General features: G+C 53.5%; 14 protein-coding genes. 7 read left to right on the forward strand and 7 right to left on the reverse strand.

From position 1 onward, the window contains the following. Positions 1-16: 16 nt before the first annotated feature. A complete protein-coding gene (locus SH287x_RS14750) occupies positions 17-334 on the forward strand; it encodes a Dabb family protein (protein ID WP_479515114.1) in 318 nt (105 codons plus the stop codon). Between the two features lie 126 nt (positions 335-460). On the opposite strand, the gene SH287x_RS14755 is transcribed toward SH287x_RS14750, so the two are convergent. Next, positions 461-1,891 carry a hypothetical protein gene (locus tag SH287x_RS14755; RefSeq protein ID WP_479515115.1) on the reverse strand — a complete coding sequence of 477 codons (1,431 nt, stop codon included), beginning with the start codon at positions 1,889-1,891 and terminating at the stop codon, positions 461-463. Beyond that, positions 1,888-2,910, reverse strand: coding sequence for a DUF1559 family PulG-like putative transporter (locus SH287x_RS14760; RefSeq protein WP_479515116.1), 1,023 nt, complete (start codon positions 2,908-2,910; stop codon positions 1,888-1,890). The genes SH287x_RS14755 and SH287x_RS14760 overlap by 4 nt, the downstream gene beginning before the upstream one ends. 321 nt (positions 2,911-3,231) lie before the next feature. Between SH287x_RS14760 and SH287x_RS14765 the strand changes: the two genes are divergently transcribed. The 6 genes from SH287x_RS14765 (at position 3,232) to SH287x_RS14790 (ending at position 9,257) form a co-directional block, all read left to right on the forward strand. After that, positions 3,232-4,119, forward strand: coding sequence for a MotA/TolQ/ExbB proton channel family protein (locus tag SH287x_RS14765; protein ID WP_479515117.1), 888 nt, complete (start codon positions 3,232-3,234; stop codon positions 4,117-4,119). A 97-nt stretch (positions 4,120-4,216) separates the two neighbouring features. Beyond that, positions 4,217-4,660, forward strand: coding sequence for a Fur family transcriptional regulator (locus SH287x_RS14770; RefSeq protein WP_479515118.1), 444 nt, complete (start codon positions 4,217-4,219; stop codon positions 4,658-4,660). A 403-nt stretch (positions 4,661-5,063) separates the two neighbouring features. Next, complete coding sequence (locus SH287x_RS14775; protein ID WP_479515119.1) at positions 5,064-5,570, forward strand: hypothetical protein; 507 nt, start codon at positions 5,064-5,066, stop codon at positions 5,568-5,570. Between the two features lie 148 nt (positions 5,571-5,718). After that, positions 5,719-6,402, forward strand: a complete 684-nt coding sequence (locus SH287x_RS14780; protein ID WP_479515120.1) for a hypothetical protein — start codon at positions 5,719-5,721, stop codon at positions 6,400-6,402. 270 nt (positions 6,403-6,672) lie between these two features. Further along, entirely contained in the window at positions 6,673-7,656 is a 984-nt protein-coding gene (locus SH287x_RS14785) for a 3-keto-disaccharide hydrolase (RefSeq protein ID WP_479515121.1), read from the forward strand. 290 nt (positions 7,657-7,946) lie between these two features. Next, positions 7,947-9,257, forward strand: coding sequence for a Gfo/Idh/MocA family protein (locus SH287x_RS14790; protein ID WP_479515122.1), 1,311 nt, complete (start codon positions 7,947-7,949; stop codon positions 9,255-9,257). A gap of 238 nt (positions 9,258-9,495) precedes the next feature. Here the strand turns inward: SH287x_RS14790 and SH287x_RS14795 are convergent, their stop codons facing one another. The 5 genes from SH287x_RS14795 to SH287x_RS14815 form a co-directional block, all read right to left on the reverse strand. Next, positions 9,496-10,050 (reverse strand): hypothetical protein, encoded by a 555-nt coding sequence (locus tag SH287x_RS14795; RefSeq protein WP_479515123.1) that lies wholly within the window; start codon positions 10,048-10,050, stop codon positions 9,496-9,498. Between the two features lie 136 nt (positions 10,051-10,186). Continuing rightward, complete coding sequence (locus SH287x_RS14800) at positions 10,187-11,599, reverse strand: coproporphyrinogen-III oxidase family protein (protein ID WP_479515124.1); 1,413 nt, start codon at positions 11,597-11,599, stop codon at positions 10,187-10,189. Between the two features lie 252 nt (positions 11,600-11,851). Further along, positions 11,852-12,466 carry a nicotinate-nucleotide adenylyltransferase gene (gene nadD, locus SH287x_RS14805; protein WP_479515125.1) on the reverse strand — a complete coding sequence of 205 codons (615 nt, stop codon included), beginning with the start codon at positions 12,464-12,466 and terminating at the stop codon, positions 11,852-11,854. Positions 12,467-12,641: 175 nt separating this feature from the next. Next, positions 12,642-13,649 (reverse strand): ABC transporter ATP-binding protein, encoded by a 1,008-nt coding sequence (locus SH287x_RS14810; RefSeq protein WP_479515126.1) that lies wholly within the window; start codon positions 13,647-13,649, stop codon positions 12,642-12,644. A gap of 92 nt (positions 13,650-13,741) precedes the next feature. Next, the gene (locus tag SH287x_RS14815; RefSeq protein WP_479515127.1) at positions 13,742-15,178 is read right to left on the reverse strand and encodes an aspartate ammonia-lyase; all 1,437 of its coding nucleotides are present in this window, start codon (positions 15,176-15,178) and stop codon (positions 13,742-13,744) included. Positions 15,179-15,234 lie beyond the last annotated feature (56 nt).

Here is a 15,234-nt window from a genome sequence, read left to right on the forward strand (position 1 = left end):
GTGAAATGAAACGAGAATGACCATGCCGCCTCTGGTTCATGTCGTCTACTTTGAATTGAACGAGCCAACTCCCGAGAACACCCAGAAACTGGTGGCAGCCTGTCACAAGTACCTGAAGGATCACCCCGGCGTGGTCTACTTTGCTGCTGGCGGGTTGGTGGAAGAGCTGGATCGTCCCGTCAACCAGCGAGACTTCCAGGTCGCGCTATGTGTCGCCTTCGCGACCAAGGCTGATCATGACGTCTACCAGACCGCCCCGCTGCATCTGGAGTTCATTGCTGAGAACAAGCCCAGCTGGAAGCGCGTTCGCGTCTTTGACTCCTGGGGCGCTTGATTCATTCGCTGGCCCGATTCATCGTGAATTTTCTCACCCGCTTTCCTGCATTTCCCCAATGATGCAGGAACAGCGGGTGATGTTTTCTAGCTGGCAGATGACTTTCACTTGTTGATGGAATGTCTGTCAGCGGCGAGCCTTGGCGGCTTCATGGCCTGATTCGCTGAGACGGATTTCAGAATGCCATTGCAGAAATTTGAGCTGCTCACTCGTTTCTGTCGTCACGTCGAAGAAGGCCACGCCCATTTCATCGACTGTCTGTTCGCCCCAGGCGACATCTCGGGGTGGGGAAGACGGATTTCGCAGGTTGTCCGATGAATTATCGTAAGTAAACGTGACTCGCAGCTTTGTCCCACCTCGCAAAGCGAGGGGTTGGACAGGAAGGTAGACCTGCTGCCAATTCATGTTCCACCGGGGAATTTCCAGCAGTGTGCTCGTCCCGGTTTCAAAATCGACGGCCTCCACTTCCACACGGCTGGCAATTAAATGGGCATGGGGAGCAATCCCATAGACCTTCACATCGACTGGCAAAAGGTATTCGGCCACGTGCACATGCGATTTTGCATTCGCCGGGATTTGCAGATTAAAATTGGCGACGGGAAGTTCGATGACCTGATGTGTGACAGGTTCTTTGGCGAAGTAGATCTTGAGCTTTGACTGGTCTCGTTCGACACGCCCCGTAGGGTGATAGTGCAGTTGTAAAACCAGATCCGCGTGAGCTTTGACCTTGCGGGCTACACCTGTCGGGAAGGCGACGGGTCTGGCTCCGGGTGCCCAGCCTCCCAAGGTGCTGGAAGGGGAAAAACCACTGCCACCAAAGCGGCGGTATCCCAACTCCGGCGTTTCTTGATCCAGCGCACGGGCTGTCCCCGAGTTGTCAGCCATAAAGCTGGCATGATGCACAGCCGCAGCCACTCCCGGCACAAATTCCACGGCTCGAATCCAGCGGTCAGTTGTCCAACCCGTTGGCAACGGGACATAAAGGTAGATGTCATCACCATCAGCGGGGACCTCAAATGCCGTGGGCATTTCCACAACCAGATCGGGTTCACCCAGATCGGCTCCTCTTGAAGAATCTGGCGATGGATCGGAGAGAGTTCTTGAGTCTTCAGGGGCGTCACCAGCCGGCATGCCGTTCCTGATCCATTGTGAGAACAACTCTTTCTCTGGCAAGGAAAGTCGGCGTGCTCCCTGAAATTCCAGGCCACGATCTGAAGGTGGCCACGGCGGCATGGTGTGATCTGCGATGACCTGCTGCATGGTGCGGGCTAATGGGCGGATCTGAGAAAATTTCTGGAGCGAGAACGGCCCGATCCCACCATCGCGATGGCACTCGGCACAGTGCTTTTCAACGATCGGAGCAATGTCACGGTAATATGTCGGCTTTTCTGAAGTGAGGGTGGTTACGACCTCAGAAGCGAAAAGGTTTTTGGCTTCGATCAGATAAGAACTCATGGGGATCGTGGCGAGCATCCAGCCTGCGATCAAAATCGGCCCTGTGAGAAATGTTCTCGCGAGAAATGTTCTCGCTTTTTCGCTCCGACAGTCGCGTTTCATTCCTGAAACTCCGTGAGGAGCGTGGGAAGTATCGGCGCCGATGTTTGAACGTTCGATTGCAGGAAATGCGGCCCGGGCTTGGCTTCGTCATCGTGCCCGATCATGAATTGATCCGGTGCAGCCAGTCCAAAATCACTCCACAGTGCTGGGTCGATGGTGTTAGAGACAAATTGAATCCGTCCATCGGCAAAGAGCACATTCACACCACCGTGATGCCGACTGCGAGCTGCCACAGTGTCTTGCAGAAAACCATCTCCCATCGCACAGGGCATGTTCGCTGCGGGGTTGTTGTGCACAGGATTGGCCGGGTCACACAATCGGGGATTGGGATAGAGCAAATCGGCCTGAGAGCTGTTTGGCGGTAAGCCTGTGAATAAAAGGCTCATCCCCGCTTCATCACCCCATAACCCGCCGCGCAGGTCAGTGGGCGTGCCAGAAATGTATTCCGCCATCAGCAATAAGGAAGCCCGCCCTTTCTTCACCGTGCCAGGCTTTAAGCCAGAATTGGCGAAAAACGGCCCGCGACTGGGGAGCACATCGGCCATCGTACGGCCAAAACAGGCCATATAGTTGGTCACGGCATGTGGCCCGCATCGCAAATTGTCTTTCAGCGAGCCACCCCAACCATCGGAAGGACAAAGCAATTCCGGTTGAGGTTGTGATGTGATGGCTGCGTTCTCCTTTGAACACCAACTGACACCAGCCACAGGTGCCAATCCCGTTTGTCCCAGAAGCGGGAGCAGATGGGCATAGTAATTGGTGCGTGGTGCATCGTATTGAAATCGCCCCCACAGCACGCCGGGAGGGAGTGACTCATGGGTGGCTTCATGACTGAAAAGGGCGACGCCTAACCTTTCCAACCTGCTATGGCATAGGAGCTTCCGCTGGCTTTCCCGTGCCGAAAGAATTGCTGGAAGCCCCACAGACAACAGAACCATCCCGATGGCCAGCAGCATGACGGCTTCAGGCCACCAGAGGAGAGGTGTTACTGAAGGGATTGAATGGTCAGTTCGCGGCATGATTCGTACAGCCAGCATCTACCGGGGAGATATCACCATCAGGAAACGATAAAACAAAGCGGTGACACAGCTTCCGGACTTTGTCCAAGTGACTTCCCGAGAGAATATTAAAAGTTTTTTTGAGACAATCGCCCTTCGTTGATGATGTGTCTTTTACGTTGGAAACGGATTTTCGCAAAGATCGAAACTGGCGAATCGGGTTGGCGGGAAAATAGGAAAAGCTCTCTCCGATTGATCGGTAAGAGTCGATAGAATCAAGTGACGGCACGACTTCCGTCGCAGTGCGCCGATTGAAAACGGGCTGATGGGGCAGGGATGGTTATGGAAATCCGTCACAAAAATCGTTCAATCCAGGCTCCTTGGTGGCGTTTAGCCGCGATTGCGGCACTCTTGGGAATTGTGACAATCGGTGTCGTGAGCCGCCCGGTTGTGGCTCAGGGGCCGGGCGTGACTCAGGTGCCAGGTGATACCGTGCCGGTCAATTCCTCGGGGGCGGCACCAGATGACTCTTCCCTGAAGATGACCAATATTCCGGAATCCCCCACAGAAGTCTTGAAGGGGTTGGGCATCTTTGTCTATCCCCTGGGATTGACTTCGATCATCGTGTTATGGGTCACGATTGAACGTCTGGTGGTGTTACGCCGCAGTCGTGTGATTCCCAAGCCGTTCGTTAAACGCTTCTTTGATCATCTTCAGGAAGGGAACCTCGATCCTAAAACGGCGTTTCAATTGTGTGAAGATAATGGCAGTCCGATCGCTGACGTTTTTGCTCATGGCGTCAAAAAGTGGGGGAAGCCCAGTGTCGAAATGGAGCAATCGATCATTGATGGCGGCGAACGTCAGACCAGTCTGTTACGTAAACACATTCGCATTCTCAATGGTGCAGCGACTGTGGCTCCGCTGATTGGCTTGCTGGGAACAGTGGTGGGGATGATCGTCAGTTTCAACACCATCGCAGCCAAGCAGGCCATGGGGCGTACGGAAGATCTGGCGGCCGGGATCGGACTGGCCCTTTTAACAACAGCAGCAGGACTGATTATCGCAATTCCGGCGTTGATCATGTACATGTATTTCGCTGGCCGGGTGGACTCACTGGTGATTGAAATGGATCAGTTAGCACAGGATCTGGTAGAACTGATCTCTGCCGAAGGGCTGGCCGAGCGCGCTCTTGCTGAGAAAGCGGCCGCAAACGCCAAAAAGCTGGCATAGCGCTCAAAGTTGCGGCCACGGGCTAATCGATCTATAGTTGCATAACTCTGCAATTGATTGCGGGGATTTTGATAGGCAACATTCTGCTGGGCGGCTTATGTCGAAAGAACCTGAAACAGACGCGGGCTCGGTCATCGAGATTCGCAAGGTTCTTGGTAAAGCCAATTTACGGACGACGGCCGCGCGAATTGCCGTCATCCGTCGGCTTCAACAGGCCAATTCCCCTGTCACTCATGCTGAAGTGGCGGAGGATCTTGTGCCCACAGGATTCGATAAGGCCACCGTCTTTCGCAATCTGACAGATCTGGTCGATGCGGGACTCGTGACCCGCAGTGAGCTTGGGGATCATGTCTGGCGATTTGAGCTTAACGATCTTGAGAATCCTCATCGCGATCAACATCCCCATTTTGTCTGCGTGAATTGTGGACAAGTCACTTGCCTGCATGGCGATGAGCTTCCCAAGTTCAACAAAGAGATCTGGTCAAAAATCGGCAGCGTGACTGAAATCCTGTTGAAGGGCTGCTGCCGGAATTGTGGTTAAGTTCTCCAGCCGGAAATGCTTCGACAAATCGCCGGCCTCCTTGGGAACCTGAGTTTTCCGGCATCAGTGAGGATTGTCTGGCGATCGCGCAGCGTGCCCTCCCGCAGACCGGTAGTTGCTTGTCCTGAGTGCCTGTGATCCGGCCATGTTTCAATTCTTGCGCAGATTGTGCCGATCACTTGGCGCGACTGAGTGATTGAAGGGGTTATGGAGCGCGAATTGCGTGGGTTCGTCTTTCATGGCGAGTTGCCCCTGAGCCTGGCCTGTCAGTGATGACGATCAATAAGCCACGAGCCAACCTGTCACAGGCTTGGGCAGGGTGTTTTTCCTTCAGCGATGCTCGCCATTTTTGAAATGATGATTTCGGCGAGCGCTGATCAAAAAAAAGAAATTAAGGAGCCTGATGATGAAGGGCTTGGTTCAATTTGTGCTGATTGGCGTTGTTCTTCTGGCTGTTGTCGGCTTTTACCGGCAGTGGTTTGCCGTAACGACCAGCGAACGCCACGCCGATGGCAAGCTGGACGTTCGGCTTGAAGTCAACAAGCAGAAGATACAGGAAGACACCCTGCAGGCCCGGGCAGCGATTCGGCAGGCTACTGATCGAACGATGCAACGGGCCTCATCGTCACCCCCCGGAGAGACTGCTGCTGAACAGTCGGCTCCCGGTTGGAATGATGCGTTTGGTGGCTCAGCCAATTCCTCCCCAAATAACGACCGCAATGTTGACCGGAATGCCCCGGAGTTCCCGTCGCGAACTTACGATCGTCGTTCGGCCGACGGTTTCCGGGAAGGTGGGATGGAGCAACAAGACACCGATGGCGGGGAGGCTCCGCTGTTTATTCCCCAGGCTCGGCCAGATCGAACGGCATCGCAATCGGACGATCTGCTGGAAAGTGCCCGTCCTCAGTAGTGTTACGACCACTCTGTCCCGACAGGTTGTTGAACTTGTCCGCAGGCTCGCTGGCTTGCTCATCACCCACTGCTTAAGCTGTCAATTGAGAATTTAAGCTCCAGTAGTAGCGTGACACGGCACAGAAATCTCCGCGAAGAGTTGCCTCATGAAACGTCCGTCTGATTCCAAGCCTGTGACCGTGGATAATTCGTCTTCCGAATTACTCGACGAAGAATTTCTGGACTCCGCACAGCTTCCGGATCTTAGCGGGGATTATACAAGCTCCCTCGATCCAGAATTCCATGGCCGGTGGCAATTAACGCGGCTGCCGACCGTATGGCTCATGGGATACGCTCTGGCCTTACCTGATGAAGTTGCCGAGCAGACACTTCAAACCCGGAAGGCATGGGGTGAGTTTGCCGCAAAGCAGTTGCTTCGTCGGATCCCTGGCCAGCAGACTGATCGTGTGATTTGTCTGGCAAGAACATCTTCACCGCCTGTCGCCAGTGAAGAGTCTCTGGTCACATCTCCCATGTTCATGATCGGGGCCGAAGTCGATCGCGAAACGCCAACGCCTGGAGGAATGGGCAAGTGGCCAGCGGCTGCCGGCCTGTATATTGTCTTTGAACGAGACATTCCTGACGAAAACGCCCCCCCCGCCACAGCCATTCCAAAGGCGCTGGATGTGGAGATTCTGACAGCCGAGGAGTATCAGGCTTTCAGCCAGTGGTTGAAAGGCATCCCCCAGATTCAATTGTTGGATAGCGTGCGATTTGAACGCTATGACCTGAACTCAAGCAGCCATTTGAAAGTCTTCTTTCCCGTGCAGCTGACCGAGCCAGTGGCCTGACGTTTTTTGTCGTGGCGGAATCATCATTCACGTTTGCTGGAGAGCGAGGCATCGATCATTCGTGCTACGAGTCCAGCGGGAAAAACCGCTCTCGGAGTCTTCTCGTTGTCGGATTTTTTGAACGCGCCATTTGACATGAATCATAATCGATGCGTGACATCTCCACAGATAAACGGATAAGCTGGTATCTCGTCACTCGCTGAGACTGAACATTGAATTCATCAAGCGATGTCGCGATCCACGCAGAACGATCTCTGAGGAACCTTCACGATGCTATTGCGTTCTCTGGCCACTTACTCACTCGCAACCACGGCGTTGGCCTTGACCTGTTTCGGTTTCGCTGCAGAAACGGCCCACGCTCAGGAAAAGACAAATCCCAAGACGGCCTATCTCAATGGCGCGGATGCTGGCAAAGATTTTGAGATTCAAGGCGAATATGCGACAGAGGGCTGGGGATTTCAGGTGATCGCCGATGGCGATGCCAAGTTCCGTGGTGTGCTTTACCAGGGAGGCCTTCCTGGCGCAGGCTTTGAAGGCAAGACAGAAAAGTTCAAGCTCACTGGCTCGACCAAAGATGGCAAGACGCTGCTTTCGGGCAGTGATTATGAGGCTGTCATCGAAAACGGTCATACGATCATTCGCTACGGCACGAAGTCGGTTGATCTCCCTAAAGTGAAACGCCAGTCACCGACTCTGGGAGCCGCTGCCCCCCAGGGTGCCATTGTTCTGTTTGATGGCTCCAACACTGATCATTGGGTGAATGCGACCAAGACAGAAGATAATCTTCTGAATGTAGGAACCCGCACCAAGGATAAGTTTGAAGACTACACGCTGCATCTGGAATTTCGCTCGCCATTTATGCCTTACGCACGTGGTCAGGCTCGTGGTAATAGTGGCATGTATCTGGGTGATCAGTATGAAACGCAAATTCTCGATTCATTTGGCCTTGATGGCGCTGACAATGAGTGCGGCGGGATCTATATCAACTCCAAGCCCCGCATTAATATGTGCCTGCCGCCGCTGACCTGGCAGACCTATGACGTCGATTTCGTCAGTGCGAAATTTGATGATCAAGGAAACGTGACGGCTCCTGCCCGCACAACCGTCAAACACAATGGCGTGGTGATTCATGAGAATCTGGATCTCAAGCCCACTCCTGGCGGTGGCCAGAAGGATCAAAAACCTGGCGCTATTTTCCTCCAGAATCACGGCGACAAGGTTCACTTCCAAAACATCTGGATTCTCAAGAAATAATTGATGATTTCTTGTTCGATCACGTAATCGTTTAAGAACAATCGCGGATAACGCACATTTCCGGTGAGAATCAGTTCATCGGAAATGTGCTCTCCAAAATGGTGATGGCCAGGATTTCGCTGGCACTATGGCTTGCCTTTGGTGGCAAAGCATGCTCGACTATTGATGTGTCGTGTGACGCAAAATGAGCACAAGCTTTCAGGGGTCTCGAGGCTCCTGTGCGCTATTGCCCTGCTTGTGATCAACGATGGCATTCTCTCTGCACTCGATGAACTTCCGAGGAGACGGTAATGGATCACGTGAATACTTCGCGTCGGGATTTTCTGGCAACCAGTGGATTGGCCGGTGGTGCCATTCTCGCCGCTCAGGTCGGGCTGGCCTCGCGTGCTTATGCACAAGGCGATGACGTGATCCGAATCGGTCTGGTGGGTTCAGGTGGTCGTGGAACTGGGGCCGCCCGCGATGCTTTATCGACAGATCACAACGTGAAGCTGGTCGCTGTCGGCGACGTCTTTGAAGACCGCGCCAACCGGGCTGTGGGCAGCATCAAGGGTGGCCTGGGTGAAAAAGGCAACAAGGTTGATGTGGCTCCCGAAAAGGTCTTCCATGGCTTCGACGCCTTCAAGAAGGTGATCGATAGCGGCGTGGATCTGGTCATTCTCGCGACGCCTCCCGGCTTCCGTCCTCAGCAGTTTGAGTACGCCGTCAATGCCGGTAAACACATCTTCATGGAAAAGCCGGTGGCCACTGATGCCCCCGGTGTGCGTCAGGTGCTGGCGGCCAGCAAGCTTGCCAAGGAAAAGAACCTGCGAGTCGGCTGTGGTTTGCAGCGTCATCATGATGTCGGTTACCTCGAAACCATCAAGCGTATTAAAGATGGCGAGATCGGCAACGTCGTCGCCATGCGGGCTTACTGGAACAGCGCCGGCGTGTGGGAACCACCTCTCAAGCGAGAAAACGCCAAGAGCGAAATGGAGTACCAACTGCGCAATTGGTACTACTACAACTGGCTGTGCGGCGATCACATCGTCGAGCAGCACATTCATAACCTCGATGTCTGCAATTGGGTCAAGGGCGAATACCCCATTCGCGCCAACGGCATGGGCGGCCGACAGGTTCGCGTTGATAAGCGATATGGTGAAATCTACGATCACCATGCTGTCGAATTCGAGTACAAGGACGGTTCACGCACCTATTCACAGTGCCGCCATATCCCGAACACCTGGAACCAGGTTTCTGAATTTGTCCATGGTTCCAAAGGAAATTCCAATCCTGCGGGCAGCATCACCGGTACTGGAAACGACTGGCGTTATAAGGGGCCAAAGCCTAACCCTTATGTTGTCGAGCACGACGATCTGCTCAAAGCCATCAAGAATGGCCTGGAATACAACGAAGCTGACAACGGCGCTTACAGCACCATGACTTCGATTCTGGGGCGCATGGCGACCTACTCGGGGAAAGTCATCGACTGGAACGATGCGATTAACTCCGAGATCAGCCTCTTCCCGAAAGAACTCTCCTGGGATGCTGACATGCCTGTCAAACCCGACAGCAACGGCGTCTATCCGATTGCGACCCCCGGTATCACGAAAGTGGTCTAATCGCCAGTCCGAGTCAGCTCCCTCTCCCGTTTGCGGAAGAGGGCCGGGGTGAGGGGTATTTAGTCTTCCGTGTTTCTGATAGCAATCGACAGCCTCTCACCAAAAGCAACACGATCTCCTTCATCAAGAGCAACGCATCGCCTATGACGATGCGTTGCTCTTCGCCATTTAGAAGGATGAGGTTGGGTGATAGCGAGTCAGTATAAGCGTCAGCACCTATGGGTTCTGTTGTTGTGTCTTAATCCATGGCGTTGTCTGAATGGAGTGGACGGGAGACTTCCAGCAGATCGACGGCGGGCTGGTGGTCACAGAAAAGTGTTGCCAGGCGTCCAAATGTCGTGGTGCCCACCGGGACCTGCATCAAATCTGCCAGTTCCTGCCCCAGGGTCAGTTCGAGGATTGCACCGAGATCGACCTGACGCAACAGATTGTGATTGATGAGAATGCGCCCCAATGGCGTCTTTTCTGCCATGATCTCATCCCGAACAGTTTGCGAGACGGTTCTGAGATCAAAGCGAACCAGACCAAACTGCACGACCGCATTGGTCTCACTGCTTCGCAGGATAATCTTGCGATAGAGAATGTCCCCATCCAACGACCTGTCGAGCACGTTGACATTGACCGAGGCATGATGGTACGTCTCCATGGCCACAGTCATATGCTCATTGTGCACCAGCAGCCCGGCGTAAGGCTCAGGGGTGAGCAATTGAGGCTGATGAACAGCCTTCAAAAAGAAGGGAGCCACTGAGGGAAACTTGGCGGTCAGGGACTCCAGAGCGTGCAGTGCATTCATCGTGAAGGCCGATCATCCCGCAATTGATGGTGATTGACACGTGATGAGAGAGTTTGACGGATCGAACGGGCTTCCGGGATTTTACTTCACCCCTCCCTCGTCTCACGCCATGAAATACGCCAGTGAGTCGATGGCATCAGGTATAGCGGACTGCCCGATGCTCAGGTTCAAAATATTCCGGTAGCAGGCTGTCGACCTGTAGCAGTCCTTTACGGCTCAACTTGACGGTCGTCCCCTCGATCTCGAGATACCCCTTGGCAGCTTGATTAGCCAGTGCGTCGGCAAACTCCACCAGCGGATCGACACCAAACTTTTCGATGAAAGGCTTCGCGTCAATATGGCCTTCTTTCATCTGGAGAATCCATTCCCGAATTAACCGCTGATGAGCCGATGGTTCCAAGGCCCGGTTAACAGGAAGCTCACCCCGTTCCACCGTCGCCAGGTAATCTTCAATACGATCGAGATTCTGATAGTGAACCCCTTGCAGGTGGCCAAACGATGAGACACCAATGGCCAGAAGATCACAGCCTCGCCAGACATTATCCCGATAAATGAATCGATCGGCTTGAGGGTTTTTCACCAGTTCATTGCCACTGGAAATGTGATAGCCATCGGCGATGAGAGCATCCATCGCTTCGCTGACCCAGCGACGCTTGGTCGCCCAGTCGGCGACGGGCGATTCCATTCCCCGCTCTTTCATTTCTTTGGAAATGATCGTGTTGAACGGCAGTTCCATCTGATAGATAGTGACGTTCTGAGCCGAGAACTTCCGGGCCTCTTCGATGTTACGTAGCCAGTTGGCGTCGGTTTCGCCAATCATGCCGGCGATCAGGTCGATATTGACCTGCGGGAAGCCGGCGTTTTTGATCCACTCGTAGGCTTTGTAAACCTCGGGAGCTTTATGGGCACGGCCATTTTCTTCCAGCAGCGTATTCTCGAAGTTCTCGACTCCCAAAGAAACACGTGTCACGCCGATCTCTTTGAGCGTGGCCACTTTGTCTTCATGCAGGGTGCCTGGCTCGCATTCAAACGTGACTTCTTCTGCGTCGTCCCAGCTGATATAGGCACTGAGTTTGTCGCGTAAAAATCGCAGTTGCTTCGAGCTGAGATAAGAGGGAGTACCACCACCAAAATAAACAAACTTCAGCTTACGGCCACGAATCGACGGAAGCTGGCTCACCAGTTCCACTTCATGGGCCAACGCTTCAACATACTGCTCAATGGCCTTGGCGTTCTGATTCGTATAGACCCGGAAATAACAGAACTTGCACCGTTTACGGCAAAACGGAATATGCAGGTAAAGTCCCAATGGCACATCGTTCGATGGCGGAGCTTCCATCGCTTTTTGAAGACGCGGCAGATTCTCCGAGTTCCAAAGCGAAAACGGCGGGTAATTAGAGATAAAATAACTGCCGACTTCTGTGGCCTGCGCCTTGGCAATTTCTGGCGACGAATCGTCACAGTTCGGGGCATCGGCAATTGGCAGCGGTGAAGCGGGCGCCGAAAGAACAGGAAGAGTCTCAATGATGGGCGTGCTGGAAGCTGTCATGGAGGGCATCACCGGTGTCTGGCAGAAGGCGGGAGGTGACTGACTCGCAATGGCGGCGGTCAGGAACAGGGCAATCGATCAGGCTCAGCAACGATTTCCTTTGAAAACAGCGACTTGAACCTGTCATCTCAGTCTAACCGGAGATTCGCTGACCCTTACAAGGAACTTTGTTGTTAGCAACAAGTTTCGGCAATTCGGCCTTAATTGTGGCAAAAAGTTCACTTGTGGGCGACATTTTCCCAGTCCGCCGGTTTATGAAGACTGATAGCAACGATTGGCCGTGATGTACGCCTCAACAGCGCGGGGAAGCAGAAAACGAATGCTTTTCCCCTCAGCGACGCGTTCCCTTAAATCGCTCGCGGAGAGATCAATCCCTGGCATCGAAACGTATTGAATCGCCTTGAGAACGTTAATGTCGACCAGTGGCAACAGTTCGGTCAGGTCGTCCGGTTCTGGAGAGGCTGTTCGGCTACGATTGACGGCCACGACAGTCGACAGTTCAAAAAGAGCTGCCGGATCTTTCCAGGTGTGCAATGCTTTCAGCGAATCGGCCCCCATGAGGAGAAAGAATTCGTGCTCCGGGTGCTTTTCTCGTAAAGCACGCAAGGTGTCAACGGTGTAAGAGACATCGCCCCGCTGAATCTCGATCAATTCCACGCGGAAGTTGGGCATCCCTGCGATGGCAAGCTTCAGCATTTGAATGCGGTGCTTCGCATCCAGGATGATCTGTCCTGGTTTGTGAGGGGGTTGTGCAGCCGGCAACAGCCAGACTTCATCCAGATTCATTTGTTCGCGGCAACTTTCCGCCAGAACTAAATGTGCCAGATGAATCGGGTTGAACGTACCGCCGTAAATACCGATTCGCATGAGAAACGTCCGTGGAGGTTCAGATCGAATTATCAGGACTCACCGCCAGTCGGGGCCGACCAGTGGGCTAGATGGTACGACCACTCTGTGCTGACAGGTTGTTGAGTTCGTCCGCAGGCTCGCTGGCCTGCTCATCACCTACTGCTTAACCTGTCAAACCAGAATTGAAACACCATTAGATCTGGTCGCTGCTCCTTTGCCCGGCCGCTTTGGCTTCAATAAAAACTTCAGCGATGACGTCTTCTAAAGGACGTTCTTGAACTTCCAGATCATCGATCGTGTATTTCGCCAGCAACTTCGACAGAAGCTCCGGCAGATTATAACGGGGAACTTCCAGCTTGACCCGAGGGGGAGCGTGTTCGATCACTCGGCCATAGCTGGCCATTTCGGCGACATCAAAATCCCCGGCAAATTGCAAAGAGAGTAGCTTGTACTGGCTGAATTTTTCAACGAGTTCCCCCAGCGGGCCATCATAACGGAGGGTGCCACCGCTGATGATGATGGCGCGTTTGCAAAGCGCCTGCACATCTTTCATATAGTGGCTGGTGAGAATGACAGTGATTTGCTGAGTCTGCTGGTAATGCTTCAGGAACTCCTGCACTCGTCGCTGCGAGACAACATCCAGGCCAATCGTGGGTTCGTCGAGTAACAAGACTTCGGGAGCGTGCAGCAGAGCGGCGATCAATTCCATCCGCATGCGCTCGCCCAATGACAGTTCCCGTACAGCTTGCGTGATCAAGGGCCTCACTTCAAGTAGCGACGTCAGTTCATCGAGACGTCGTTGATAGACGGCCCCTTCAATGCGATAAATCTCCTGATGAAGACGAAACGATTCGATCGCAGGGAGATCCCACCAGAGCTGATTCTTTTGTCCCATCACGAGCGAAAAGCGTCGCCGATAAGCGTTTTCCCGCTTCCAGGGGATATGCCCCAGAACGGTGGCCTCTCCCGAAGTGGGGTGAATCAACCCTGAGAGAAGTTTGAGAGTTGTGGTCTTTCCCGCACCATTGGCACCGAGAAACGCAACCATTTCCCCTTTGTCGATGGAAAAACTGACATCGCGCACAGCCTCCACCGTTTTATATTCACGATGGAACAGGCTCTTGAGAGATCCCAGCAGCCCGTCCTTCTTGCGAAATACACGGTAAGACTTGGACAGTTGGCTCGCTTCGATGATCTTCATGCGGAAATATTCTTCGAGAAGTCTTTGAAATGTTCGTTCGATAACGATCATTTCAAACCGTTAACGCTCTGAGAAGCGAACCGGCAGGAATCCTATTCACGATGGGACGATCGTCCCGTCATATGAGCCGGGTTCAACACCTGCGAAATCTGTTCCTCGGTCAGCAATTGCTGTTCGCGAACGAGCTGGACGATCCCCTTGCCGGTTCTCATCGCCTCGGCTGCCAGAACGGTGGCTTTTTCGTACCCCAGAAGAGGATTGAGAGCCGTCACGACTCCGATGCTTTGTTCGATATAACGCTGACAGACATCCCGGTTGGCGGTAATGCCATCGACGCAGAAAACGCGGAGTGAACGGGCCGCGTTGATGAAAAGTGTCTGGGCTTCGAGCAAACAGGCTGCAATGACAGGTTCCATCACATTGAGTTGTAATTGCCCGGCTTCAGAAGCCATCGTGACGGTTAAGTCACTGCCAATGACTCGGAAACAGACCATATTGACGACTTCCGGCATGACCGGATTAACTTTGCCAGGCATGATGGTTGAGCCAGGCTGCAACGCAGGCAGGTTGATTTCGTTGATTCCCGTGCGCGGGCCGGATGAGAGCAGACGCATGTCGTTGCAGATCTTTGACAGTTTGATTGCCAGACTCTTGAGTGTCGACGAATAGAGCACAAAAGCCTGAGTGTCCTGTGTGGCTTCGACGAGGTTTCTTGCCAGGTGCATCGGTTTCTGGGAGATTTCAGCCAGATGTTCGGCGGCTTTCTGCGAATAGCCACGAGGGGCATTTAAGCCTGTGCCGATGGCTGTCCCGCCCAGATTGACTTCATGAAGCACCTGCTCGACAAACTGAAGGGCATCCAGTTCGTCTTCAAGACTGTTAGCCCAGCCCAGGAACTCCTGCCCCAAGGTCATGGGAACCGCATCCTGAAGTTGAGTGCGGCCCATTTTGATAATTTCGGAAAACTCGTCGGCCTTCATACGAATAGAATCGATCAACTTGCGGAATTCAGAAATCAGATCGGTATTCCCAAGTAACAGCGCCAGATGCAAAGCCGAAGGATAGACATCATTGGTCGATTGTGACTTGTTGACATGGTCATGCGGGTCACAAAATCGGTACTCGCCCTTGCTATGCCCCATATGCTCCAGAGCGATATTGGCGATGACCTCATTGGCATTCATGTTGGTTGAGGTGCCCGCCCCGCCTTGCAGCACATCCAGTACGAACTGGTCATGGTGCTTTCCTTCCATGAGATCCCGGCAGGCGCGCTCAATGCCGGTCAGAATTTCTGCGGGGAGTTTCTGCACATCAAAGTTGGCACGAGCACAGGCCAGCTTCACCATTGCCAGCGCCCGAATCAGGTGGGGATAATGGTTAATGGGGACGCCCGAGATGCTGAAGTTCTCGATGGCTCGCACCGTTTGCACGCCATAATAGACATTGGCGGGGACTTCTCTGGGGCCGATCAGGTCATGCTCAATCCGCATTTCTGGATGGGCTTCATTTCGCCTGGCGTCTGATGTCATGTCGATCTTTCTGTCGATCTCTAAAAATCAGGAAGGAAGAATCTGACGAGGTGCTG

The sequence above is a fragment of the Planctopirus sp. SH287 genome, assembly GCF_056500625.1.

Coding starts and splice junctions, on each gene's coding strand:
- SH287x_RS14750 (WP_479515114.1), top strand. CDS start 17: ATGACCATGCCGCCTCTGGTTCATGTCGTCTACTTTGAATTGAACGAG.
- SH287x_RS14755 (WP_479515115.1), bottom strand. CDS start 1,891: ATGAAACGCGACTGTCGGAGCGAAAAAGCGAGAACATTTCTCGCGAGA.
- SH287x_RS14760 (WP_479515116.1), bottom strand. CDS start 2,910: ATGCCGCGAACTGACCATTCAATCCCTTCAGTAACACCTCTCCTCTGG.
- SH287x_RS14765 (WP_479515117.1), top strand. CDS start 3,232: ATGGAAATCCGTCACAAAAATCGTTCAATCCAGGCTCCTTGGTGGCGT.
- SH287x_RS14770 (WP_479515118.1), top strand. CDS start 4,217: ATGTCGAAAGAACCTGAAACAGACGCGGGCTCGGTCATCGAGATTCGC.
- SH287x_RS14775 (WP_479515119.1), top strand. CDS start 5,064: ATGATGAAGGGCTTGGTTCAATTTGTGCTGATTGGCGTTGTTCTTCTG.
- SH287x_RS14780 (WP_479515120.1), top strand. CDS start 5,719: ATGAAACGTCCGTCTGATTCCAAGCCTGTGACCGTGGATAATTCGTCT.
- SH287x_RS14785 (WP_479515121.1), top strand. CDS start 6,673: ATGCTATTGCGTTCTCTGGCCACTTACTCACTCGCAACCACGGCGTTG.
- SH287x_RS14790 (WP_479515122.1), top strand. CDS start 7,947: ATGGATCACGTGAATACTTCGCGTCGGGATTTTCTGGCAACCAGTGGA.
- SH287x_RS14795 (WP_479515123.1), bottom strand. CDS start 10,050: ATGAATGCACTGCACGCTCTGGAGTCCCTGACCGCCAAGTTTCCCTCA.
- SH287x_RS14800 (WP_479515124.1), bottom strand. CDS start 11,599: ATGACAGCTTCCAGCACGCCCATCATTGAGACTCTTCCTGTTCTTTCG.
- nadD (WP_479515125.1), bottom strand. CDS start 12,466: ATGCGAATCGGTATTTACGGCGGTACGTTCAACCCGATTCATCTGGCA.
- SH287x_RS14810 (WP_479515126.1), bottom strand. CDS start 13,649: ATGAAGATCATCGAAGCGAGCCAACTGTCCAAGTCTTACCGTGTATTT.
- SH287x_RS14815 (WP_479515127.1), bottom strand. CDS start 15,178: ATGACATCAGACGCCAGGCGAAATGAAGCCCATCCAGAAATGCGGATT.